Source organism: Acinetobacter pittii ATCC 19004 = CIP 70.29, from assembly GCF_000369045.1.
Taxonomy (GTDB): Bacteria; Pseudomonadota; Gammaproteobacteria; order Pseudomonadales; family Moraxellaceae; genus Acinetobacter; species Acinetobacter pittii.
Map to the genome: position 1 here is coordinate 323,154 of NZ_KB849789.1, position 26,334 is coordinate 349,487.

Below are 26,334 nucleotides of genomic sequence, written 5' to 3' on the forward strand. Positions count from 1 at the left end.
GAAGGATTTGATCATGGCAAAGGAAATTTATATTGCAGGTGAATGGCGTTTAGGCCGTGGTGCAGTCATTCAAAGCCTGTTTCCGGCAGATCAGTCGGTAAACGCTGAGCTTTCAACAGCAACGCTTGAAGATGTAAATGAAGCAATTGAAAAAGCGGATCAGGCTTGGCGTCAACCCAGCTGGAGAAACAGCTTGCCGCATGAGCGTGCACGTATTCTCTATAAAGTTGCAGACATTATTGAAGCGCGTGTAGATGAATTATCAAAACTGCAAACCCGCGATAATGGGAAGCCTTTAACCGAAACTCGTGGTTTGGTGATGAGCGCGGCGGCAACCGCACGTTATGTTGCTGCGGCATGTGAAACGCTAAATGATGAGTTAACTACTCAACGTGCTCCAGACTTTATGACCATGAGTGTGCATGAACCTGTAGGTGTTGTAGCAGCTATTACCCCTTGGAACTCTCCAATTGCGAGTGAGGTTCAAAAGCTTGCTCCTGCTTTGGCAGCAGGAAATGCCGTGGTGTTAAAACCAGCAGAAGCGACTTCACTGATTGCTTTAGAGCTTGCCAAAATTTTTGAAGAAGCTGGCTTACCAAAAGGCTTACTTAGTGTGTTAGTGGGACGTGGTTCTATCATTGGTGATGCAATTGCTCAGCACCCATTGGTTCGTAAAATTTCTTTTACAGGTGGAACAACCACAGGTCGTCATTTGGCACACATTGCCGCAGATAAACTGATTACTACTTCGCTTGAGTTAGGTGGTAAGTCACCAACCATCGTTTTGCCGGATGCGGATGTCGAACTGGCGGCTAAAGGTGTCGCGTACGGTATTTTTAGCTCGGCAGGCCAAGCGTGTATCGCAGGTTCTCGCTTGTTTATTCATAGCAGTCTTTACGATCAGTTTTTAACGCGTTTGGTTGAAATTACCAAAGGCTTACGTGTGGGCCATCCGGAACAAGCTGGAGTGCATTTAGGGCCACTGGTCAATGACAAACATTTGCAGTCCGTCGACCGCTATGTGCAGCTTGCTAAAAGCGAAGGTGGTCAAGTTCTGATTGGTGGAGAGGCACTTACCACTGGTGACTATGCCGAAGGAAGCTATTACTTACCAACCATTATCACGGGCTTAAATAACAGTGCTCAAACCTGTCAAGAAGAAATTTTTGGCCCTGTTTTAGTTGTTATGAAATATGACAACGAGCAAGATTTAATTGCCCAAGCCAATGACAGTTGTTTTGGCCTTGCCGCAGGCATCTGGACTGAAAGCTATCGCAAAGCTTGGCGTATTGCACGTGCATTAGAAGTGGGAACGGTATGGATTAATACCTATAAAAAATTCTCGATTAGTGCGCCGTTTGGTGGCTTTAAAGACAGTGGAATTGGGCGCGAGAAAGGCCGTTTGGGCATTTTATCGTACATGCAACAAAAAAGTATTTATATGGGGCTGAATGAACAGCCTAACCCTTGGTGCGATTAATAAATTCAAGGACTGAAAACAAATTTTGAGGAACAGACATGACTGAACGTGTAAATGTAGGCGAAGCAATCGCAAGAGTTTTAGAAGCGCACCAAGTTGATAGTATTTATGGTGTTATTTCCATCCACAATTTACCTATTGCAGATGCGGTAGGGCGCCGTGAAAGAATGCGCTTTGTTGCAGCCCGTGGTGAGGCTGGCGCAGTTACCATGGCAGATGCACACTCACGCTTTAAAGGCCTAGGTGTAGCGTTGACCAGTACAGGTGCTGGGGCAGGTAATGCCGTAGGTTCACTGATTGAAGCAATGAATGCGGGTAGCCCTGTATTGCATTTAACGGGTCAAGTTGAGCGTGAATATCTCGACCGTGATGCAAGCTTCATCCATGAAACCAAAGACCAACTTACATTCTTGCGTGCATCGAGCAAAGCGGCGTTCCGTATTACCAGCCCAGACAATGCCGTTGGCGTGATTCGTGAAGCCATCCGTGTAGCAACTACAGTTCCAATGGGACCGGTTAGTGTTGAGTTACCAATTGATGTACAAGCAGCAGAAATTGATTTGCCACTTAATCTTGGGCCAGTGAAAGCACTTGAGTTGCCACAGGCAGAGCAAGCTGAAATTGATCTTCTTGTAAGCGAAATCAAAAAAGCAAAACGTCCGATTTTCTGGATTGGTGGTGGAACTTTAAATAGTGTTGCTGAAGTTAAAGCAATTGCAGATTTAGGTATTCCGGTTGTTTCATCGACTCATGCTCGTGGGGTGTTGGCAGATGATCATCCACGTAGTTTAGGTGCGTTCCATAACTCGGCGGGTGTTGAGCAGTTATTAAAAGATGCTGACTTAATGGTAGTCGTGGGTTCTCGTTTACGTAGTAATGAAACAAAAACTTATTCGGTTGAATTTCCTGAAAACATTATTCAGGTAGATGCCAACCCAGTAGCTCAGCAACGTAATTACAAAATCCGCAACTTCATTTGTGGCGATGCTAAAGATGTCTTAACACGTGTTTTGGAGCAGCTTCAAGGAACTTCAAAAGTTGATGCCGATTACGATGCTGCTGTTGTGGCTGCTAAACAAGCTGCAATTGATGCACTGCGTAAACAAATCGACCAGTACGCATTAATTTGTGATCACTTGCGTGCAGCTTTACCTCAAGACGGCATTTTTGTACGTGACATCACCATGTCGGGTAGTACATGGGGCAGTCGTTTATTCCCTGTACAGGCACCAAACCAAAACATCCACTCACTTGCGGGTGCAATTGGTTTAGGTCTTGCAACAGCAATTGGTGCTTCGGTTGCTAACCCTGACAAAAAAGTAATTGGTTTAGTCGGGGATGGCGGCTTAATGCTTGGCATTGGTGAAATTGCAACTATGGTGCAAGAAAACACCAACATGGTCTTAATGATTATGAATGACGGTGGCTATGGCGTAATGCGTGGCATTCAAAATAACTACTTTGGTGGTCGTCAGTATTTCAATGAATTACATACACCTGACTACAAACTCCTTGGCGAATCAATGGGTGTGAAAAGCTGGAAAGTGGGTAGTGCAGATGAGTTTAAAACGGTTATTCAAGAGGCAGTCGCTTTTGAAGGACCAACCGTGATTGAGCTCGATATGAACTCGATTGGACCATTAAACTTCGCGGGTCCACCGCAAAAGAAACTGTATTAACCAGTTTGGATGGTTTAGTACATATGCGATGGGAGCTGCTAAGCCATCCTTTTTTTAGATAAATTTTTTTATCTAAAAAACAATAAAAACGAAGTTTTACAGGTAAAACAAATAAAGTTCCAGCAGGACGCTGGAACTCAATCAAGGATGTAGAGATGAAAAAGACTTCATTGATCATGGCATTCATTGCACTGCTTACGCTGGGGGTAAGCGTCAATGTATTTGCAAAAGATTCATTGCTTGAATGGAAAAGTGATGACGGCACGGATTCATTAAAGTTAGGTGGGGTAGTTCGGTTAAATCAGCGCTATGAAGATTGGGAAGGACCGAACCGTGGCTTTGGTAAGCTCCATTTTGATATTTTCAGGGTCGATCTAAAAGGTAAATTTGATGATGCCTACATCAATGCCAGTTATATGTTTCAAGACCAACAGAAAACGTCCATTGAAAAAGCATATGTCGGCTATAACCTAGATGCCAATAACAGCATTGAAGCAGGTTTGGTTTATAAACCTTTTACGATTTATCCTTATCCGCAAAATGGCTGGACCTATCACATCCCATTCTTTTTAGGTTATGGCAACAATATTGCACCGGGGATTAACTGGAATTATCACGACAAAGATTGGGATTTAAAACTCGGTTATTACCCGCAAATGTTAGAGACGAATTTGCGTTATTCACCAGAGAGTGCAACTTATGATGACTTGGCAGGAAATGCATTTCCATCTCAAAAAGCCTATCAAAATGAAAAACGCAATCAGGTGAATACCCGTATTGTTCGCAAGTTAGAAACTGATTTCGGTAAACAAGAGTTTGGTGTATCAGGTGCAATTGCCCAGTTGCATAATGATATTACCGATAAAGACGGCAAATATTATGCTGTTGGTTTGCATACCGAAAACAATTATAAGCGCTTTAACTTACAAAGTTCGGTCATTCACTATCAGTACGATGCTAAAAATCCGGATGGTGTAAATAGTGATATGACTTTGATGGGAGCGAATGGCCTTACGCCTGCTTATTTCATTGCTTCGGAAGGTACGATTGCCAGTTTAAACCTTGCCTATACGTTGCCTGTGACCAATATGGGCAAGCTAAAAGCCATTAAGTTTTATAATGACTATAGTTATCTCGATAAAAAACGTGATGATTGGTCAGATTCGCAAATGAATACCACAGGGATGATGTTTATTGCTTCACCATTTATGGTTTGGGCGGATTATACGTGGGGTAAAAACTCCAACATTATTGGTGGGGCAACCAATTCAACAGGTTATACCTCTGCAACCTCGCCAAACAGTGATAAATGGCTATACCGTATTAACTTTAATATCGGCTTTACTTTCTAAAGTAAGCAGCAATAAAAAACCACGCGATCAGCGTGGTTTTTTCATAGGTTAAAGCTTTTAATATCTGTTTTTTTCAAACTTATTCCAAAATACAAAAGCAGTCACAAAGGCTAAAATAGTCAGCGCGAAAATATAATACATCGCACCAATATCACTATATTGACTGAGCCAATGCACTAAAGGCAGGGTCATACCGCCAACAATCGCATATGACAAATTATAAGAAAATGAAATGCCCGAGAAACGCACAGGCGCGGGGAACATTTTAACCATACTGCTCGACACCATGCCGACAGTACCAGAGCATAGACCCAACAACATATATAAACCAAAAATGGTTGAATGGGCGGCATGTCCTAAACTGTTATAAAAAACTGCTGCTGTAAGTGCAACGGCAAGCGCACCGAACATCATGACTTTGCCACAGCCAAAACGGTCAGCAAAATAGCCTGCTAAAATACAGCCCACCATTTGCATGACAATGGCTGCACTTTGCATTTCAAAAGTCTGTGCGCGCTCAAAGCCAAACGTACCAGTTAATAAATTTGGCATGGCTAAAATCACTACTACCACACAGCCTGTTAAAAACCATGTAAACAACATGCCAATTGCAACAGCTGTTTTATGCGTTTTTAAGACTTGTTTTACAGGCATTTCTTTTGAAATTTCTTTACGAGCCTGTATGGCTTTAAACACAGGCGTTTCTTTTAAATAAGTCCGTAAATAAAGTGCAACCAAACCAAAAATACCACCTGCAATGAAAGGAATACGCCATGCCCAGTCATGGATTTGTCCTTCACTAAAATTCAGTGAAATCCATAAAGACATGAGCGCGCCTAATAAAATTCCTAAAGACAGCCCAGCGGTGAGTAACCCATTTGCCAGCCCAATTTTTCTTTCAGGTACATGTTCAGACACAAATGTCCACGCGGCTGGAATTTCCCCCCCAATTGCAATACCTTGCACCACTCGCATAAGCAATAAAAGTAGCGGTGCCAAATACCCAATATTTTCAAAGGTCGGCAAAATCCCGATAAACAGGGTAGGCAGTGCCATCAGTAAAATAGAAAGTGAAAATAACTTTTTGCGCCCGACCAAGTCACCAAAATGGGCCATGACGACCCCGCCTAAGGGCCTAAAAAAGTAACCTGCTGCAAAAATGCCGTAAGTATTGAGCATGGCCCAAAACGGACTAAGTGTGCTGGGGAAAAAGAGGTCGGAAATGATTTTGGCGTAAAATACATAAATCACAAAATCATAAAACTCTAAAGCTCCACCCAATGAAGAAAGGGCGAGGGTTCGTTTATCTTCTTTATTAAGATAGTTCGCATCCTGCAAAGTTAATTCCTGATCCATTTTTTACTTAATTGTTGTAATTGAAGTTTGGATATTAATGGAAAAGTGAAGTAAAAGTAAATGGAGGAAATTTGTTCTATATAGCAACGTCGATTGGACTTGCTCTGATCAAAAAGCTTTAAAACAAAAAACGCTTTAGATAAAACAAAAACAGATGTAGGAATGGCTTTTCTTTTGGTTTGTTCAGCGACACAATAAAACTTGTTATAGCCAGTTTAATGAGAGAGTCAAAGGATGAGTGTAGTTTTACCTGTCGCGAAGCGTGGTGAAGATATTTTGAAATTGATTGCGGCTCCCGTCTCGGCAAATGAGTTAAACAGTAATTGGCTTTATCAGCTTGCTGACGCTATGCATGCGACAATGCTCGAACGTAATGGAGTAGGGATTGCTGCACCGCAAGTTTATATCTCTAAACGCGTCATTATTGTGGCGTCTCGACCAAACCCACGCTATCCCGATGCACCTGAAATGGATGCGGTAGTAATGGTGAATCCTGAAATTTTAGAGTTCTCAGACGAAGTTTGTTTAGGTGAAGAAGGCTGCTTAAGTGTGCCAGACGAACGTGGACAAGTGGAACGTGCCGAAATGGTTAAGGTTAAATACTTAACACTTCAGGGCGAGACGGTGGAAACAATTTTTCATGGTTTTCCAGCTCGCATTGTTCAACATGAGGTTGATCATTTAAATGGGATATTGTTTGTAGAAAGAATAAGCTAATCTTCAGTTTAAAGTTTTGAAAAACCTATAATGAGCTTGAAAAGGGTAAGTCATCGGAATTACAATACTTATAGCGTGATATTTAAATCATTACAAAAGATATAATTTTAATATTATCAGCAGGTTGTGCTGAAATTTTGCGCGATGTTGTAAATCTCCTCATTTAAGGTTACTGACCATGCAAACCCCTCTCCCAGATTATTTGGCAAATGTTATAGAAGCCTGTGACATCGATAACAGCGGTCATCTCGCCGATTATATTCCTGAGTTGGCAAATGCAAACCCAAATCGATTAGCTTTAGCAATGTCTACGGTAGATGGTGAAATTTATTCGGTCGGCGATGATGATGTTGAATTCACCATACAATCAATTTCTAAACCTTTTGTATATGCCTATGTTTTACAACAGCTTGGCATTGATGCAGTACTTGCGAAAGTAGGGGTAGAGCCTTCTGGTGAAGCCTTTAATGAAATTTCATTAGGTAAAGACGGACGTCCGAAAAACCCGATGATCAACTCTGGCGCAATTACTGTACATTCCTTGATTCAGGTCAAGCATGGTTTACATAGCGCAGAAATTCTACGCCGTTTTATGAGCGAGCTTGCTGGTCGTGAATTAAGTTTTGATGAGTCTGTTTATGATTCGGAAGTCAAAACAGCCTACCGTAATCTTTCGATCGGTTATATGTTGCGTACGGTGGGGATTTTGGAAACTGACCCTGTCGATATTGTGAATGGTTACATTCGTCAATGTGCGATCATGGTTACAGTTAAAGACTTGGTACGTATGGGCAGTGTACTTGCTAATGGCGGGGTCGATCCTAGAACTGGAAAGCGCCTATTGAATCGATCTGTAGTTAGACAAGTCCTCAGTGTCATGATGAGCTGTGGTATGTACGATGCAGCGGGTGACTGGCTTTCAACTGTAGGTATTCCTGCTAAAAGTGGTGTAGCAGGCGGTATCTTGGGTGTGCTACCGGGGCAGGTCAGTATTGCTGCTTTTTCACCTCGACTAGATGAGCATGGTCATAGTGTTCGAGGTATCGATATTTTAGAACGATTATCTCGTGACATGGGATTACATCTCATGGAAGGTACACCTTCTGCCCAGACCATTGTACAAAGTCATTACCGTACAGGAAAAGATGCATCATTAAGTGTGTATGTGCTTCGGGGCGTATTGAAATTTACCGAAGCTGAAATGTTGTTGCGTATTTTACAAGACGAGACAACTGACCAAAGCACGATCGTTATTGATTTAACCCAGATTTCACTTATCCACGATGTGGGTAAACGTATGTTTTTAGAAGGCGTAGATCGTCTGATTGATGACGGCCATACTCTTGTTTTAGTCGACCCTGAACAGCGCTTAGACCATGCCAGAACTGGTAAAGATCGAGAACTGCATGTCTATCATGATTTCGATGATTTGCTCGAAAAGCATGACCTACCTGCAAAAAAAAAGACTTATAGCGACATCGCGGCACTTCTAAACTGCTGAGGTGTTTTTCCTAGATGTCGCTTAAACATCGCACTGAACGCGCTGGGGTTTGTATACCCCAGTGACTCTGAAATTTGAGCAATAGATTCACCATTCGCGATTTTACTTAAGGCAAGTGCAATATGCATTTGTTGTAACCATGCCCGATATGACAGCCCAGTTTCTTTTTGGAACATACGCATTAGGGTTCTAGAACTCGCACCAATATCATCAGCCCAATCTGTTAAATCTTTTGAACTGTCAGGCGTATGTAATAACTCTTGGCAAATTTTTAAGAGTCTTTTGTCTTTCGGCCACGGAATCTGAATGGGCAACAAATTGGCTCGATGAATTTCTTCAAAAATCAAAATTTGTAAAGAACGGGAAAGCTCTTGAGAGGTTGCTGTATTTGGAGTGTCTTCTCGTTCAATTTCATTTAAACGAATCAAAAGCTCATGCAACAGATTGCTTACCCGAATAATAAAACAATGTTGTCCCATTAAAGCTGCTGCATTTACTTCAACCAATGCCGTATTTAACTTAACATGACTCAGTGAAATCACGCTGTGCTCTACATGTGCTGGAATCCATAACGCGCACATGGGTGGCACAATCCACACATGATTAGGAGTGAAAACCTGAATAGTTCCAGTAGAGGCATATAAAAACTGCGCACGTGTATGCGTATGGGTAGGCGTGATTTCTCGGTAAGAATGCTCAGAAGATAGCCCAATCACAAGTTCAGACAAATCAGACTGAATAAGAGAATCGGACATAAACTATCCTAAAAATTGTCACTTATACGATGATTATTGGAAGATAACTTTATAAGCGACAATTTACAATAAGCATCTCATTTAAAAATATTGGAGTTTTTCAGGTATGACGTCTTCAATACAATTGAAAGATGGTATTGCCAATACCGTTGCAAATGATCAGCCTCAAGGAATGATTATTAAAATTGTAGGCGCCGTGGCAGTCGCACATTTACTGAATGATTTAATTCAGGCGGTGCTACCAGCCATCTATCCAATGCTAAAAGCAAACTTTTCGCTGAGTTTTGCGGAGGTTGGCCTAATCTCGTTTGTATACCAGATTACAGGTTCACTGCTACAGCCTTGGATTGGACTTTATACCGATAAACATCCAAAACCATATCTTCTACCACTCGGAATGGTTGTCACATTCTGCGGCATTATCTTGTTAGCATTTTCACCAAGTTTTGCTGTGTTGTTATGTGCATCTGCGCTTATTGGGGTGGGGTCTGCAACCTTTCATCCAGAGGCTTCACGGGTGGCGCGAATGGCATCGGGCGGGCGCTTTGGTACGGCTCAGTCGACTTTCCAAGTAGGCGGAAACACAGGTACTGCCATTGGTCCATTATTAGCAGCTTTACTCATTGTCCCATTTGGACAGCATGCAGTTGCCGGCTTAGTGATATTTGCACTTTTGGCGATTTGGGTTTTATTTGGTGTAAGCCGTTGGACTGTGAGCCATGCTAAAAATCAGGTAGCTGCACGTGCAACTCAAGCACATACTAAATTGCATGGTCGTAAGCTCATTATTGCTTTGAGCACAATTAGTGTATTGATGTTTGCTAAATTTACCTACATTGCTAGCATTAGTAACTACTTTACCTTTTACTTAATTCAAAAGTTCCATATCAGTATTCAAACAGCTCAGTTGCATTTGTTTGCCTTCTTGGCAGCCGTTGCTTTAGGTACATTTGCAGGCGGCCCAATTGGTGACAAAATTGGCCGTAAAGCAGTGATCTGGGTTTCATTTATTGGTATGGCACCGTTTGCATTAATGATGCCGTATGCAAACTTATTTTGGACAACAGTTTTCTCAATTATTGCAGGTTTGGTGTTGTCATCTGCTTTTGCAGCGATGGTAGTTTACGCACAAGAAGCCGTTCCGGGCCGTGTGGGTATGATTGCAGGTTTAATGTTTGGTCTGATGTTTGGGGTAAGTGGTATTGCCGCAGCTGGGTTAGGACATTTAGCTGATATTAACGGCATTGAATGGGTATTTGGTTTATGTTCATTGTTGCCATTACTTGGTTTTGCAACCGCATTTTTACCTAACACAAAAGTTAAATAAATAAAAAGACTCTCAGCCATATTCAGCTGAGAGTCTTTTTAGTCAAATATATTTCTAATTAAAAGACTATTTTTGAACACCAAACTTAAATACGGTGACACTGTTATAAGTTTGATTTGGGTTCAAACGTGTAGATGGGAAAGCCGGTTGATTCGGGCTGTCTGGAAAATGCTGTGTTTCTAATGCTAGTGCGTCTGCTTGTCGATAGAGTACGCCATTTGCGCCAACAATATTTCCTAATAAATGATTGGCTGTATACATTTGGACGCTTGGTTCAGTGGTTAAAACCTGCATGGTCCGTTTAGATTTTGGGTCAACCACAATAGCTGCAAGATTGAGTTTCCCTTGAGTCTTTTGATTAATTACCCAAGTTTGGTCATAGCCATATCCATAGGCCAATTGCTGATTATTTGCTCGGATATCTTTTACGATTGCTTTAGGCGTTCGAAAATCAAAAGGTGTACCTGCAACTGAAGCAATTTCACCTGTTGGTAAAGAGTTTTGATCGGTTACCAATATACGGTCTGCATTGAGTTGTACCACATGATCTAGCACGCCATAAGGATTGTTCCCAGCGCCTGATAAGTTGAAATAACTGTGGTTGGTGAGGTTGATGACTGTAGGCTGATCAGTTTTGGCTTTATATTCAATCTTAAATTCATTTTGATCTGAAAGACTGTAGATTACTTCCACATCTAACTTTCCGGGAAAACCTTGATCACCATTTGGACTGGTTAACTTCAGAGAAGCTTTAACAGTTTCACCTTTAGAAATGAGGGGTTTAACTTGCCAAACACGTTTATCAAAACCAGGATTGCCGCTATGTAATGAGTTTGGGCCATTATTTTTTTCGAGGTTATACGTTTTCCCATCTAAGCTAAATTTAGCATTACCAATCCGGTTCGCATAACGGCCAATCAAACCACCAAAATGAATACCTTCCTTGGTATCAGTGACTTCATAGCCTTTTAGATCATCAAAGCCCAAAACAATATTATTTTGTTTGCCTTGGGCATCGGGAGTCAAGATTTGTGTAATTACACCACCGAAGCTAATAAAAGATACCGAGACTCCTTTGTTATTGCTCATGGTGTATAAATCAACTTTTTGACCGTCGTGAGTCGTACCATATAGTTTTACATTTAATGTGGCTGCATTGGTAAGTTGTGCAAAGCTATAAATCGTAATACCTAAAATTACTAATTTTTTCATGTTTATACTCTATTTTTTAATAGTAAGACTGGATGAATATAAGATTGATTTTTCATCTTTTTAAAGAGGTTTTTATTATATGTAGTGTTAATAATAATCGAGCAGTGAATGTTAAATATTGGAAAAATTGGTTCAATTTAGGCTTATAAAGAAATTAATCTTATGAGCAAAATTCCACGGTAAGCTATTTTTATGAATCATCCCGACTCGGTTTTAAAATTTTCGCTTGGTCTCAATGGTCTATCATTTGACGTAGACAGCCAACACATTTACCTTGAACAGGGCTTAGGTTTTGTTAATTCAAAAAGTGTCAGTGATGGTGTTATTGATGAACTCGCTATCGAAAAGATGATTTATTTTATTGAAGAAATCATCGAGTCAAAGCCCCTCAGAAATTTAAATATAAGTGGGGTAGCTGTTACGTCTGATGCTGCTATGACACACCTCAGTCAGTTATTTTTTAGTGCTAAAAAGCAAATCAGCCGTATTGAGCTTGGGCATGGATTTAATGATTTTATTGAGCGTTTGAGCTACTACACAAATCAAATGGCTCCAAATCAGCTTTATGTTTTTACCTACTTTGTATTTGTTCGAGAGATGATGCATCACCTAAGAGTTGAGGAAGTTCAAATCCTTTAAGAAATGGCTCTAAAAACGTAAAAAATAGGGAATAATAGATAGTAGAGTACCAATGCCACTAAGCAAGACATTACTTTCAATAAAATAAGGGAAAATCATTAAAATTAAACCCACAGTAAAAGGTACAGTCATTTTTTGCTTTTTCCCATAGAGAAAATAGCCGAGTCCAATTGAACTAAAGATTACGCCGAGAAAGAGTTGAGTTGTGTTCATGATGATGTTTCGTACATTGTTATTCTCTGAAAGATATTATGCCAAGACTCTTAAAAGAATATTTAAAAAATAAGAGGCAACCTCATAACACGTGCTTAAAACTTCCATCGGTGATTTATGTAGTAATATGACCGATAATTGAAAATGAATTTCTTTTTTAGAGTAATTTATTTAGTATTTTTAATTAATTAATATTTAAAATTGTTCAGATTTTTTATTTCTAGAAAAAAAATCTAACTTTTTCTGGGAATTGAATCTTTAATTCTTGAAATATTGATATTTGGATTTCATTGTTTACTTTAATATAAATATATTTTCCATCTTCTAATTGTTTTTTGCAAATAATTATTAAGTGTGGATTTATTGATCCCATAGAGTATTTGCTCAAATCGATTAGAGATATAAAACAACTATTACTTGGCTGAATTGGAAGATTATAGTCTATTTTACATTCGTTGCTTATGGCATCCAAACTTTCAATATTGTTGAATTTAAACTGATATTTATTTTCTTTATAATCATATGTAATAATATTATTTTCTACATAGTTTTTTTTAATATATCTCCAAGCATTTTTTCCACCACCATCATTTTCAGTTGATATATTTGGATCATGATATGAGCAATTATCTTTATATTTTATAATGTTGTAATTAAATAAAATGGAAATTTCCTGTGATTTTCCATGAATGATCGAGTTTTGAATCATTTCTAAAATAAGTATACAGAAATACTTCACTAAATTACTGTCATGTTGTATGTAGTCATAATTATCCATTTTTGCTTTTAATAATGGATGTATGTATTTGTTGAGATAATCATTTAAAGAATATTTATCAGATGGAAGTTCGGAAGATGATATTTTTATTTCATTATCCATTAAGAAATTAATAAAATCAGGTCTTTGTTCAAATAATTCGATACTTATAGTATTTTCTTTTAATAAATGTTTTGTTATGACACTAATATAATTAGCAGAAAGGTGTGCACATTCTTCTTGTTCTTCGCGAGTTGTGGAGTTATCACCTAAATCAGAAACTGATTTTAATATTAACCATGGCATTGGGTTTAAACTACTAATAAAAGCCCATCCCTCCATTTCTCCACCACCTATATCCGGTCTTGATGATATTAATAAATTCCGCTGTTCGGTATTTGATAAAAAACAATCAAAACTAATAAGTCTTTTATTTTTTAATGTTGGATATTCACCTAAAAGTTCTTCAAAATAACTCGGCATATTTAATATGCTTTGTATGTTTTGTGATCTAAATTCTGTATTGTTTGTATAGAATCGTGTTTGGTTTGATGATTCTATTTCAGTACAAATGATAGTGTCTTTTAATTCAACAACACGGGGATTTCCCCAGCAGAAACCGACTAAAAAAATGATTGATGGTTTGGGGAGCATATTACGTAATAAGCAATAATTTAAAATTTTTCCGATAGAGTTATCTGTTGATCCTCCACTACTTCCATGAAGATGAATCACAAAAAAATTTTCAATTATCCCAACACATACATTTAACTCAGGCTGGAGTTGAATTCTTTTTTTATATTTTAATTTTGAACGGATAGCATTTTTTTCTTTACTATTAGAGGTAGCAATTAAAATATAGTTTTGGTCTAAATCTGGAAGTGTATGCATAATGGTACTTGATTAGTTATAAAAACAGTAGCTTCTTAAAAAGCTACTGTGCTATTTTTTTAGAATATTTAAGCAATCGAATCATCTAAATTCGGCACTAACCAACGCTTTGCTTCATCCAATGTCCAATCTTTACGTTTTGCATAATCTTCAAGTTGGTCTTGAGAGATTTTACCTACGTTAAAGTATTCACTTTGTGGATGAGAATAATAGAAACCACTCACTGATGATGGTGGCATCATTGCAAAGTGCTCAGTCAGTTGAGTACCGATTTTGTCAGTTGAACCTAACCAGTCAAACAACACTGCTTTTTCAGAGTGCTCAGGGCAAGCAGGATAACCTGGTGCAGGGCGAATACCGACGTATTTCTCTTTAATCAGTTCTTCATTGCTGAGCTGCTCATCCGCTTTATAGCCCCAGAACTCTTTACGAATACGTTCATGTAAATGTTCTGCAAAGGCTTCAGCAAAACGGTCAGCTAATGACTGCACTAAAATTGCAGAGTAGTCATCACCTTTGGCTTTGTATTCATTGGCCAGTTCTTCTGCACCAAAAATCGATACAGTGAATCCGCCCAAGTAGTCTTGCTGCTCGCGGTCAGCACGAATGTAATCTGCTAAAGACAAGTTCGGTTTACCTGTCACTTTGTCAGATTGCTGACGTAAGTGCTCAAAAGTATGCGTAACATTTTGACCAGCTTCATCAAATACGCTGACGGTATCTGCATCTGTACGCTGAGCAGGGAACATACCAAAAACAGCACGAGCATCAAAACGGTTGTTGTCGATAATATCTTTCAACATTGCTTGTGCTTGGTTGTACAAGTCAGTTGCTGCTTCGCCGACCACTTCATCCTCTAAAATTTTCGGGAATTTGCCAGTTAAACTCCAAGAAATAAAGAATGGCGTCCAGTCAAAATAATCCACGAGTGTAGCAAGCGGATAATTCTTTAAAACTTGTGTTCCCAAAAGATTTGGTTTTGGTGGCACATAGCTTTCATCAATTTTAAAACCATTTTCAACCGACTCTTTATAAGTCAGTTTGGCCGCTTTTGGTTGTTTGTTGGCTAAACGCTCACGAATTTTGGCATATTCAGCACGATGCTCTTCAATAAATGCACCACGCATTTCTTTCGAAAGCAAGGTTGTCGCTACACCAACAGCACGTGAAGCATCGGCAACATAAATCACAGCATCGTTTTGGTACTGAGGGTCAATTTTTACTGCTGTGTGGGCTTTAGAAGTAGTCGCACCACCAATTAATAAAGGAATATTAAAGCCTTTGCGTTGCATTTCTTTCGCAACAAATACCATTTCATCTAAAGATGGAGTAATTAGACCTGACAAGCCGATGATGTCACATTTTTCATCAATTGCAGTTTGTAAGATTTTCTCGCAAGGGACCATTACTCCAAGGTCAACAATGTCATAACCATTACAGCCGAGTACCACGCCTACGATATTTTTACCAATATCGTGTACGTCGCCCTTAACAGTTGCCATCAGGACTTTACCTTTAGATTGGCTACCTGTTTTTTCAGCTTCAATGTACGGGTTGAGCCAAGCCACAGCTTGCTTCATAACACGTGCAGATTTCACAACCTGTGGTAAGAACATTTTGCCCGAACCGAACAAGTCACCAACCACGTTCATACCGTCCATCAAAGCGCCTTCGATTACATCTAAAGGACGTTTGGCTTTGAGACGAGCTTCTTCGGTATCTTCATCAATATAAGTGGTAATACCTTTGACCAAAGCATATTCAAGACGTTTTTCGACTGACTCATTACGCCATTCTAGATTCTCGGCTTCTTTTGTAGCACCGCCTTGTCCGCGGTATTTTTCAGCTACTTCAAGCAGTTTCTCAGTCGCAGCTTGACCAGATTCACCTTGGTTTTGGTTTAAGATGACATCTTCCACAGCTTCTTTTAGCTCGGCTGGAATATCATCATAAATTGCCATTTGGCCGGCATTCACAATACCCATGGTCATGCCTTGCTTGATGGCATGGTACAAGAACACAGAGTGAATGGCTTCACGAACAGGCTCGTTACCACGGAACGAGAACGAAACGTTCGATACACCACCAGAAATCATGGCGTGAGGTAAGTTTTGTTTAATCCAACCTGTGGCCTCAATAAAGTCGACGCCATAGTTATTGTGTTCTTCAATCCCTGTTGCAACTGCAAACACGTTCGGGTCAAAAATAATATCTTCAGCAGGGAAGCCTACATCGTTAACCAAAATATCATATGAGCGTTTACAGATTTCACGCTTACGTGCAGCAGTGTCAGCCTGACCTGTTTCGTCAAATGCCATGACAATAATTGCGGCACCATATTGACGGCACAGGCGAGCTTTTTCTACAAACTCGTCATAACCTTCTTTTAAAGAAATCGAGTTAACAACGGGTTTACCTTGTACGCATTTTAAGCCAGCTTCAATGATTTCCCATTTTGATGAGTCAATCATGATTGGCACACGTGAAATATCTGGTTCAGAAGCCACAAGATTTAAGAAATGCACCATCGCATTTTGCGAATCGAGCATCCCTTCATCCATGTTAATGTCAATAATCTGTGCGCCAGCTTCAACTTGTTGCTGTGCAACTTCTAAAGCTTCAGCAAAGTTTTCTTCACGGATTAAGCGTAAGAATTTTTTCGAACCTGTAACGTTAGTACGTTCACCCACGTTCACGAAAAGTGAGTCATCATAAATATTAAATGGTTCTAAACCACTCAAACGACATGCAGGTACAGTTTCAGGAACTTGACGAGGCGCAATATCTTTTACCGCATTGGCAATCGCGCGGATATGGTCTGGTGTTGTACCACAGCAACCACCAGTAATATTAATTAAGCCGCTTTCTGCAAATTCTTTTAAGAATGCTGCAGTTTGTTCTGGCGTTTCATCATATTCACCAAAAGCATTTGGTAAGCCCGCATTTGGGTGCGCTGAAACAAAGGTATCTGCTACATCGGAAATGGTTTTTACGTGAGGACGCATGGCATCTGCACCAAGCGCACAGTTAAAACCAATCGATAGTAAGTCACCATGACGTACAGAGTTCCAGAACGCTTCCGCAGTTTGACCTGTTAAGGTACGACCCGATGCATCAGTAATGGTCCCTGAAATCATGATTGGTAATTCACGACCAATTTGTTTAAAGACTTCTTTAACCGCAAAAATTGCAGCTTTACAGTTTAATGTATCAAATACGGTTTCAATCAAAATGATATCTGCACCGCCTTCAATCAGCGCATGTGTCGCTTCAATATAGTTTTCTTTTAGCTCATCAAAAGTGATGTTACGAAAGGCAGGGTCATTTACATTCGGTGAAATGGAACAAGTACGCGATGTTGGTCCAAGTACACCTGCTACAAAACGCGGTTTATCTGGAGTCGAATACTTCTCACAAGCTGCTTTAGCTAAACGTGCTGCTTCACGGTTAATCTCTGGAACAAGATCTTCCATGTGGTAATCAGACATAGAAACACGCGTGCCGTTAAAGCTGTTGGTTTCAATAATATCTGCACCCGCATCAAGATAAGCTTCATGAATACCTTGAATGATTTGAGGCTGGGTCAGAACCAAAAGGTCATTGTTACCTTTTAAGTCATGTGCCCAATCGGCAAAACGCTCACCACGGTAGTCTGCTTCTTCCAATTTATGGCGCTGAATCATGGTACCCATTGCACCATCAATAATCAGAATACGTTTGGCAAGAAGCGCTTTTAGGGTGGCAAGCGTGGACATATAAAACCCCGATATTGTACGAATTTAAAAATGCGGCGCTATTGTAACAGAATAGTTGCGCAATAGATGATCTATGACGACCCACCATTCACCGTAAATTAGTCGTAAAAAAAAGTGTTTTCGAACAAAAAGAGGGTGTTTTTTCATCAAATATTCATAAAATGATCATGATATTGAAATATTTCATCTCCAATATTCGGTTTTATGACAGTTGTGGTGTTTAAAAAGTAGACGTTTAGGTAATTTTTTAGATATTTTTGCTTCAAAAATAGTCATAAAATAGATGGGTGGGGATTTATGTAAATTATTGTATTTAAATAAAAAAATAAAAATCATAGAGGAAAGGTGCATCAAATGAGGTCAAAATGTGAAAAATTGACTTCATCAGGCGCCGCTTTGTCATATAATTGTCATAATTTAATTTAAGAATACAGAGGATTTTTTTATCCTCTTACCGTCTGCATGAATTCTAATCTACCCCCTGTTTCGGATTCAAAACTTGCGGCAAACCTGCAAGTCAAATCGACGAATGTACATGTCCCGACACCTAAATTTTTTATGCCGGTGTTTCTGACGATTATTGTTGCAACACTTATTTATATTGGATTTCAGGTGAGTGCTGATTTAGCGCATGTACCACCTTTGAGTCTTTATTCAGTTATTCTTTTATCAACTGCACTCTTGATTGCTTTAGGCTTTGAGTTTGTAAATGGCTTCCACGATACTGCAAATGCAGTGGCAACAGTAATTTACACCAATGCTTTACCTGCACCGGTTGCAGTCATGTGGGCTGGTTTTTGTAATTTCCTTGGGGTAATGGTTGCAAGCGGCGCAGTCGCTTACGGCATTATTGCATTATTGCCTGTTGAATTGATCATGAATATGGGTAGTGGTGCAGGTTTCGCAATGGTTTTTGCATTGCTTATTGCTGCAATTCTCTGGAACTTAGGTACTTGGTTCTTGGGTATTCCTGCTTCTAGCTCTCATACCTTGATTGGTTCAATCTTGGGTGTGGGCATTATGAACCATCTATTGAGTGCATCGACTGGCGTAACGACCAGTGGTGTTGATATGGATCAGGTGATTAAAGTCGGTAAGGCATTATTATTTTCACCTTTAATTGGTTTCGCTTTTGCAGCGATTGTATTCTTGTTGGTTAAAACTATTTTTAAACGCCAATTAGAATTATTCCAGCCACCTGAAGGGAATAAACCACCACCAGCAATCATTCGTGCAATCTTGATCTTTACCTGTACAGGTGTGAGTTTTGCACATGGTTCTAATGACGGTCAAAAGGGTATGGGACTCATCATGCTGATTTTGGTTGGTCTGGTGCCGTTGGCTTATTCATTAAATAAAAATCTTGATACTCAGCAAGTTCAATCATTCCATCAGCTTTCTTCTCAAACTGCCGTATTGTTGAAGCAAAATCAGCCAGAATTAACCGATGAAAAAGCACGTGTTATTCTGACTAAATATATTCAAACTAAACAGCAAACTCCAGAAGTCGTGCCTGCATTGGCAAGTATGACTGATCACTTGGGTGAGCGAGTTTCTAGCTATAACAACTTAAAAGATATTCCTGAAACTGCAATTAGTGAAATTCGTAATGATATGTATTTAAGCACCACGACGTTTAAGCGTTTGGATAAAGCAGATGCTTTACCAAAAATGGATCAATCACAAGAAAAACTTGTGAAAGAATACCGTAGTAGCTTAGATTCATTCTTACAATACATTCCGACTTGGGTAAAAGTAGCTGTTGCTTTAGCACTTGGTCTAGGCACAATGGTGGGTTGGAAACGTATCGTTGTGACTGTAGGTGAGCGTATTGGTAAGCATCACATGACTTATGGTCAAGGGATGTCTGCTGAGCTTGTTGCAATGAGTACAATTGCAGCTGCTGATGGTTTAGGTATGCCAGTTTCAACAACACACGTTTTAAACAGTGCTGTTGCGGGTACGATGGTCGCGAATAAATCAGGTTTAAACTTTAATACCGTGAAGACAATTCTCTCTGCATGGGTATTTACTCTTCCTGCAACAATCTGCTTGTCAGGTGGTTTGTACTGGTTATTCTTACAGTTTGTATAAACGCATTTAAAAAATTAAAGCCACTGTTCACAGTGGCTTTTTTATTTGTTTAGTTTTTAAAGTTGAGACTATTTTTCATGTACATTCATCTATAAATTAATAAGTTGTTATAGGCCATCAAACAGCTTTATAGGCTGGGCTTAAAATTTTATATCAGGATATATTATGAATGCGGTTCAAATAGATCAGCTAAAACAACAATTTCCACTTATTGAAACACTTCAAGCCTATCAAGAAACATTTTGGTTTACACCTCATCGCTATCCTTTAAAAGAAGCTTTAGAAAAAGTTGGACTAACCGCTAAGGACGTAAGTGAAGCAGAAGCAAGACTAGTGCGTTTCGCACCTTATTTGGCAAAAGTATTTCCTGAAACTCAAGCACAACATGGAAAAATTGAATCAGATATTGTTGAAATTGCTCATATGCAACAAGCACTTTCTTCAGCAAAACAAGTACAGCTTAATGGTAGATTCTGGCTGAAAAAGGATAGTCATCTACCTATTTCAGGCTCTATCAAAGCACGTGGTGGCATTTATGAAGTGCTCACACATGCTGAAAAACTTGCCATGCAGGCAGGGTTACTCAAACCAGAAGATGATTATAGTAAATTAGATCAAGATTCATTTAGAGCATTCTTTTCTAAGTATCAAATAGCAGTAGGTTCTACAGGTAACCTTGGGCTTTCTATAGGCATTATGAGCGCCAAACTCGGCTTTAGAGTCACTGTTCATATGTCGGCTGATGCTAGACAGTGGAAAAAAGACGAACTACGTTCACTTGGCGTCAACGTTGTAGAATATGCGAGTGATTACGGCGTAGCTGTTGAAGAAGGACGAAAAGCCGCAGAGCAAGATCCACACTGCTTTTTCATTGATGATGAAAATTCAACCACATTATTTTTAGGTTATGCCGTTGCAGGAATACGCCTAAAACAGCAATTTGAGCAAAAACAAATTAAAGTCGATGCTGAACACCCATTGTTTGTTTATTTGCCGTGTGGCGTCGGTGGTGGGCCTGGTGGGGTGAGTTTTGGACTAAAACTGGCTTTTGGTGAACATGTACATTGTATCTTTGCAGAGCCAACACATTCACCATGTATGTTACTTGGTGTCCACACAGGTTTGCATGATCAGATTTCAGTCAATGACATTGGCATTGATAACGTTACTGCGGCAGACGGGCTTGCGGTAGGGCGTGCTTCAGGTTTTGTCGGGCGTGCTATGCAACAATTAATCGATGGCTACTACACCATTCATGATGAACGTTTATATGAGCTTATTGCGCTTTTAAATCAAACTGAGAATATTCAACTTGAGCCTTCTGCGGTAGCAGGCATGATGGGACCGTATTATGTTCAGACGAGTCTTGATTACTTGGCTTTACACCAGTTAACACCTGAGCAGTTACAGCAAGCAAATCATGTAATATGGGCTACCGGGGGTGGCATGGTGCCTCCTGATGAAATGCAAAAATATCTATCACACTTTCAATATAAATAAAGACACATTAGAAAAAAGCCCAATTCTAGGATTGGGCTTTAATCAAATTATTTTTTAGATGATTTTCTAAAAGGAAGTTTTTCAGTAGCAAAACCATAAATTGCGGCAAAAGGTAGGGCAGTTCGTGCTAAATAAGCGACACGCCATAGACCACCATGATTGGCACCTTCCATCATAAGTTCAAGCGGATGGTCTAAGACAGTTTCAGGATTCGCCACAGAAGACTCATTTCTTAAGTCATGAATCCAGAGTGCCGCCATAATGGCATTGGTGGTTTCAGGGCTAAATGCTTCTACATCGAAAAGTTCTGCGCCATTAAAAGCTGCTTTCAATAATGGATTTTTAGTCACTGAATGAGTCGTTGTCGATGGTGCAATATTAATGCTGACACGTTGTCCTTGATGGCGGGCCAAAATAGCACGCCATTGTTGAATACGCTTTGCCAAAGCATAGTTTGGACCTTGTTCAACCACTAAGCAGTCGGCAATACCATAAGTTTTTCCATTTTCACATGTAACCAAGTCTTGGTATGGCGCTTGAAAAAAACGATTGAGCGAAAGAGCAGAAACGCCTTTTACTGCCAATTTTTGCATTTTTCTGCGGGATTTAAATTTCTCTTGAGCAGCCTCTGTAACTTCTTTTGGTACTGCATAAACATCGGTTGGAGTACACATAAACATAAGGCTTGTATCAGGCTTATGCTCGCTTACAAATTGCATGATGCTATCCATTGCCATGGAAACGCGGACATGCTTTTCACCATCTAAATAGGCGATTGCTGCTAAATCTAACTTTTGTGGAAACTGCCCCAGCCACTGCGCTATTTCTGGTAATTGGGTCAGTAAATTTGCACCCAGCTTATCTTTTAACTCAGAAGCTTTTGCTGACGAATCAATGGCTTCAACACATGGTGCAATGAGTGTTGCATTCCCTTGTTGAATCGTATTTAAAATTTTGCCCCAGACTCGTGAGTTTGGTAAATCTACAGCAACAATATTTGCTTTCCATTTGGCTAACCAAGGCAGTGGTCCTGCTTCTGAGGCTGCACCAAACAGCACCATCGTACGGTCAGATAAATCGAACCATTCAGGATGAGCAATAGCTTCACGAAGTGCCTTTGCATGACTTGGTTCAATAATACCAGCTTCTTCCCAGCGTTGAATTTGGTCCAGTAAGCTTTGTCCACTCAGCTTTTGTCCTTTATAAGGAACATACCATTCAGGTGCTGCCTCACTTTCACCTTTAAGTTTTACTTTATAAAGAGGAGTAGATGAAGCAATATGAACTGCATCTTTTAAAAGGTAGTGTTTACCATCACGATAATAATCAAAAATATGGTGAGCTTTATGCAACCCTTGCTTCGCAATAGTAATTGGGTTGTTGATATTAGAAATCCCTTGTTTAACAAGAGCTTTAAAATATAAAGGATAGTTTTTTCGCCAGTTTTTTTCATTCAACACTTGTTGTGCGGTTTTATTATCTACAATAGATAAGGCCTCTGACAAAATCTCTTGGCCTGTAAGAGATGTACTTTGTTTTTTTGTTGAGGCGTGTACCGGAAATTGTAGACCTTCGACTTGACTTGTGCTGGACATAAAATATCTCGTTTATACGACTGGGTTAATATACATGTGTATACATTATCTATGCCAATGAAAGGAAACGAGTGGCAATAACTGACAAAATAATATTGATTATTTATGTGATGAAACGTGAAAGAGAAAGTTATTATGATAAATTCATCTCATTTTGGCCTTAATTTTTTTCACATTTTTAGAACATTTTTATAGACTTACGTTACATAAATGTTTATTTTGTATTAAGCAAATACATCAGTATTAACCTGAAGGTAAAATGTTCAAAATGTATCAATAATAGAGATACAGAAGTGATTAAAAACTAGACTTTTTTCTTAAGCGGTAAGAAAAGTCAAACGGAATAAGAAAGAATTGGGGTGAAACTAGATAGAAGACAACGTAAGATTGTCTTTTAAAAATCTTGGGGATATGGTGATTTTTTTACACCATAATTTTCTAGTTTCATCCCATCTATTTTTGGGCTGGAACCCTCCATTTAGTATTCAATTCATCACTTGATTGAAGCCTATTTCTTTAGAGTAACTTCAAAATTACTTTAAAAGAGGGTATTTCTAACAACGTCCTTTTTTAGCTTGTCCTGGTGGGCAAAAGCCTCCTGGATGTCCGTAATATGGTGAATCAGGGTCAATCACAATACTACCTTCAGGTGTATGGACCGCACAGGCTGATAGTGACATTGTGAAAATTGCTGCGGCACAAAGAAGTAAAGTTTTCATCTTGTTCTCACTTTTTTATCATTCTCACTTGTACTATAAAAACATTTTGATTATTTTTCGATCTAATTTTGGTTAAAAAATATCTTTAATCAGTCGAATTAAGTAGAAATTAAGGAGACCGTAAAATAGTCCGAAATCCAACATGTGTTGCAGCTAAATCAAAATCTTGTGGATAACGGCTACTGCTACGATAACGTGAACAATAATTTTGTGCACAAAGAAAAGATCCACCTTTAATTACATATTGAGTGCTGGTGATTTGTTGTTGTCGTAAATCAGAATAATTTCCCATATGCTGGTCATGAGCACCTTGATAAGGAGAAGATGTCCATTCCCATACATTTCCAATCATATCAAATAGTTTGAATTTATTTGCCGCAAAACATCCAACGGGTGCAACACCTTTAAAGTGATCTTGATTTAGGTTTTGAAAAGGGAATTCGCCTTGCCAGTAATTGGCTTGCGGATGTTGATGTTCATCGGTAGGGGGCTGATGTAAAGGCGTATCAGTTTTTGAATTGGCTTTAGCTGCATATTCCCATTCTAGTTCTGTTGGTAAATCACGTCCTAGCCACACTGCATAATGTTCAGCATCGTTTTTACTTACATACCTTACAGGCTCATTAGGAGTTGCTATAGCACCCATACTGCCGTTTGGAGTTTTCCACGTATATCCAGACTTTAGTTGCCACCATTGCTGTGGGTGATGAGGGTCTGGTGAGAAAACAGCAGCCTGTTTTTGTTTTTCGGCATCGGTAATATAGCCAGTTGCTTTTACAAAACTTGCAAATTGAGCGACCGTAACTTCAGTTTGGTCAATCCAAAATCCTTTGACTTCGCGCTGTTTTTTTCCAAAATTAAGTTCATCGGGATATGCCTTTTCAGAACCAAAGTTAAAATCTCCATCGGCAATTAAAACCATTCCTGCTGTAGGCTGTTTGAGCCAACCCTGAGGCAGACCACTATAGTTTTGACATTTTTCAATAGACCCTAAATCAGCTAAAGAAGTTTGCTGTTGCGTCGAAGATGTAGGTTCAGAAACTTTTGAAGATTGGCTACAGCCCGTCATAATAGACAGGCTGATTGTGGTAACTAAAAATGGCTTCAATTTCATTTGGCGTTATATTCCTGCACACCATTTTTTTCAGTATATTTTTGATAGACCGATAAAAGTTCTTGAACTTTTGCAGGATAAAGCTGAGCAACGTTTTGTCTTTCACCGCGATCTAATTTAATGTTGTATAGCTCCCAAGTCCCTGTGCCTAATTCAGGCCGCCCTTGAAGTGCGATTTTCCATTCACCTTGTTTTGCATATTTGCTGCCATGCAGCTCATCGGCAAAGCTAAAATTTGCAGGGCGAATAGTATCGGTTTTGTTTTCAAGCAAAGGTTTCCATGAAATTCCAGATGGCGTATTAATGGCCCGGCCATTGTATTGACCTTGTGGTACTGGAATATGAGCATATTCTAGTAAGGTAGGGAAAACATCGAGTACAGATGCAAAGCTATGATTTGTCTCTTCCGCTTTTTTCTGATTTGGTAATTTCACAATAGCAGGGGCAGTCGTTGCGCCTTCGCCCGCTGTATCTTTCCATAAGTGGAAAGGTGCGGCACTGACTTCGGCCCAACGTGGCCCGATATAGTGGTACGAACTAGGTGTACCTACGTTTGCTACAGAGTTATCAAAACCAGATTCACTGCCATATCCGCCACGTACAAAACCTTCTGCACCATTGTCTGAAACAAAGAAAATTAAAGTATTGTCATAAAGATTATTTTGTTTGAGATATTGAATAATGCGGCCTACATTGGCATCAAGATTTTCTACCATGCCCGCATAGATTTCCATCTTACGAGCTTCTAATGCTTTTTGTTCGGCTGTTAACTCATCCCATTTCCCATATTTTTGTGGAGCATTTTGAGTCGCAATTGGTTCTGCTGCATCAAAGTTTGCAGGAATAATTCCAAGCTGTTTTTGTCTCGCAATGCGGGCATTACGAATTGCATCGTAGCCTACATCATAAACTCCGCCATATTTTTCACGATATTCGGTTGGGGCTTGAATTGGCCAGTGAGGTGCCGTGTAGGCAGCATAAGCAAAGAATGGTTTGCCACTATTTTTGCCTGAATCTAAGTAGCTCAGTAATTTGTCGGTAAAATAGTTGGTAGAGAAAAAGTCATCAGGTAATGCCGAAATTGGAATAATTTGCCCATCTTCTGTATAAGTTGAATTTCGTTTAAAGGCACTTGGGGCTTGTTTAAAATGATGGTCTAAACCTTGTAATAAGGTAAATGAATGATCAAAACCTTTAGCATGTGCATTGCTTTCAGGGGTTAAGCCTAAATGCCATTTACCACTAATATACGTGCGGTAACCATTGTCTTTAAGTACTTGGGCAATCGATAAAGAACGTTCGTTTAAATAGCCTTCATAGCCTGGTTGTCCCTTTAAATGCTCTGGGGTGAGTTCCGCCATTGCACCAATACCAGCTAAATGATGATCAGTACCGGAAATAAGTTGAGAACGTGTTGGCGAACAGGTTGGGGCAGTATGATAATCTGTTAAAAGGCGTCCTTCTTGAGCCAGACTATCAATATTAGGGGTATGAATTTCGCCACCAAAAGCCCCTAAATCTGAATAGCCTAAGTCATCAGCCATAATAAATAAGATATTGGGTTGCTTAGGCGTGCTTACGACATTTTCTTGATTATCATTGTCATTACATCCAGCCAGAGATAGGCTAAATAAAGCAATGGAAAGGCTAGATAAAATTGCTCTGTACTTCATTGTAT

Annotated in this window: 19 protein-coding genes; 9 read left to right on the top strand and 10 right to left on the bottom strand. The window is 39.5% G+C overall.

Annotated features, from left to right (window positions below):
- Positions 1-13 precede the first annotated feature (13 nt).
- The 3 genes from F928_RS11985 to F928_RS11995 all read left to right on the top strand — a co-directional run bounded on the left by F928_RS11985 (position 14) and on the right by F928_RS11995 (position 4,511).
- Positions 14-1,480, top strand: coding sequence for an aldehyde dehydrogenase (locus tag F928_RS11985; protein WP_005075425.1), 1,467 nt, complete (start codon positions 14-16; stop codon positions 1,478-1,480).
- Between the two features lie 38 nt (positions 1,481-1,518).
- Positions 1,519-3,159 carry a thiamine pyrophosphate-binding protein gene (locus F928_RS11990; protein WP_005075428.1) on the top strand — a complete coding sequence of 547 codons (1,641 nt, stop codon included), beginning with the start codon at positions 1,519-1,521 and terminating at the stop codon, positions 3,157-3,159.
- Between the two features lie 155 nt (positions 3,160-3,314).
- The gene (locus F928_RS11995) at positions 3,315-4,511 is read left to right on the top strand and encodes a hypothetical protein (protein WP_005075431.1); all 1,197 of its coding nucleotides are present in this window, start codon (positions 3,315-3,317) and stop codon (positions 4,509-4,511) included.
- Positions 4,512-4,568: 57 nt separating this feature from the next.
- Here F928_RS11995 and proP read toward each other — a convergent pair whose 3' ends face one another.
- Positions 4,569-5,867: an MFS transporter gene (proP, locus tag F928_RS12000; protein WP_005075433.1), complete on the bottom strand. Its 1,299-nt coding sequence runs from the start codon at positions 5,865-5,867 to the stop codon at positions 4,569-4,571.
- 234 nt (positions 5,868-6,101) lie between these two features.
- Between proP and def the strand changes: the two genes are divergently transcribed.
- Both def and glsA read left to right on the top strand, forming a co-directional pair.
- Positions 6,102-6,584, top strand: a complete 483-nt coding sequence (gene def, locus F928_RS12005) for a peptide deformylase (protein WP_005075435.1) — start codon at positions 6,102-6,104, stop codon at positions 6,582-6,584.
- Between the two features lie 178 nt (positions 6,585-6,762).
- Complete coding sequence (gene glsA, locus F928_RS12010; protein ID WP_002060167.1) at positions 6,763-8,085, top strand: glutaminase; 1,323 nt, start codon at positions 6,763-6,765, stop codon at positions 8,083-8,085.
- On the opposite strand, the gene F928_RS12015 is transcribed toward glsA, so the two are convergent.
- Complete coding sequence (locus F928_RS12015) at positions 8,052-8,840, bottom strand: AraC family transcriptional regulator (RefSeq protein ID WP_005075440.1); 789 nt, start codon at positions 8,838-8,840, stop codon at positions 8,052-8,054. The genes glsA and F928_RS12015 overlap by 34 nt on opposite strands.
- Positions 8,841-8,946: 106 nt before the next feature.
- On the opposite strand from F928_RS12015, the gene fsr reads away from it, so the two are divergent.
- Complete coding sequence (gene fsr, locus F928_RS12020) at positions 8,947-10,167, top strand: MFS transporter (RefSeq protein ID WP_005075442.1); 1,221 nt, start codon at positions 8,947-8,949, stop codon at positions 10,165-10,167.
- Between the two features lie 66 nt (positions 10,168-10,233).
- Here fsr and mro read toward each other — a convergent pair whose 3' ends face one another.
- A complete protein-coding gene (mro, locus tag F928_RS12025; RefSeq protein ID WP_005075444.1) occupies positions 10,234-11,379 on the bottom strand; it encodes an aldose epimerase family protein in 1,146 nt (381 codons plus the stop codon).
- Between the two features lie 192 nt (positions 11,380-11,571).
- Between mro and F928_RS12030 the strand changes: the two genes are divergently transcribed.
- Positions 11,572-12,018: a hypothetical protein gene (locus F928_RS12030; RefSeq protein WP_005075445.1), complete on the top strand. Its 447-nt coding sequence runs from the start codon at positions 11,572-11,574 to the stop codon at positions 12,016-12,018.
- A 9-nt stretch (positions 12,019-12,027) separates the two neighbouring features.
- Here F928_RS12030 and F928_RS12035 read toward each other — a convergent pair whose 3' ends face one another.
- From F928_RS12035 to metH, 3 genes are all read right to left on the bottom strand, one after another.
- A complete protein-coding gene (locus tag F928_RS12035) occupies positions 12,028-12,231 on the bottom strand; it encodes a hypothetical protein (protein WP_005075447.1) in 204 nt (67 codons plus the stop codon).
- Between the two features lie 220 nt (positions 12,232-12,451).
- Positions 12,452-13,879: a nucleoside phosphorylase-I family protein gene (locus F928_RS12040; RefSeq protein WP_005075449.1), complete on the bottom strand. Its 1,428-nt coding sequence runs from the start codon at positions 13,877-13,879 to the stop codon at positions 12,452-12,454.
- 68 nt (positions 13,880-13,947) lie between these two features.
- Complete coding sequence (gene metH, locus F928_RS12045) at positions 13,948-17,634, bottom strand: methionine synthase (RefSeq protein WP_005075451.1); 3,687 nt, start codon at positions 17,632-17,634, stop codon at positions 13,948-13,950.
- 462 nt (positions 17,635-18,096) lie between these two features.
- Here metH and pitA point away from each other — a divergent pair, with 462 nt between their 5' ends.
- Positions 18,097-19,728 carry an inorganic phosphate transporter gene (gene pitA, locus F928_RS12050; protein WP_005075453.1) on the top strand — a complete coding sequence of 544 codons (1,632 nt, stop codon included), beginning with the start codon at positions 18,097-18,099 and terminating at the stop codon, positions 19,726-19,728.
- Between the two features lie 165 nt (positions 19,729-19,893).
- Positions 19,894-21,228, top strand: coding sequence for a D-serine ammonia-lyase (gene dsdA, locus F928_RS12055; RefSeq protein ID WP_005075455.1), 1,335 nt, complete (start codon positions 19,894-19,896; stop codon positions 21,226-21,228).
- Between the two features lie 47 nt (positions 21,229-21,275).
- Here the strand turns inward: dsdA and F928_RS12060 are convergent, their stop codons facing one another.
- The 4 genes from F928_RS12060 to F928_RS12075 form a co-directional block, all read right to left on the bottom strand.
- Positions 21,276-22,823, bottom strand: a complete 1,548-nt coding sequence (locus F928_RS12060; RefSeq protein ID WP_005075457.1) for a hypothetical protein — start codon at positions 22,821-22,823, stop codon at positions 21,276-21,278.
- A gap of 554 nt (positions 22,824-23,377) precedes the next feature.
- A complete protein-coding gene (locus F928_RS12065; protein WP_000854552.1) occupies positions 23,378-23,542 on the bottom strand; it encodes a hypothetical protein in 165 nt (54 codons plus the stop codon).
- Between the two features lie 109 nt (positions 23,543-23,651).
- Positions 23,652-24,656 carry a formylglycine-generating enzyme family protein gene (locus tag F928_RS12070; protein WP_002117717.1) on the bottom strand — a complete coding sequence of 335 codons (1,005 nt, stop codon included), beginning with the start codon at positions 24,654-24,656 and terminating at the stop codon, positions 23,652-23,654.
- Positions 24,653-26,329 (bottom strand): arylsulfatase, encoded by a 1,677-nt coding sequence (locus F928_RS12075; protein WP_005075460.1) that lies wholly within the window; start codon positions 26,327-26,329, stop codon positions 24,653-24,655. Before F928_RS12075 ends, F928_RS12070 begins: the two co-directional genes overlap by 4 nt.
- Positions 26,330-26,334: the final 5 nt, after the last annotated feature.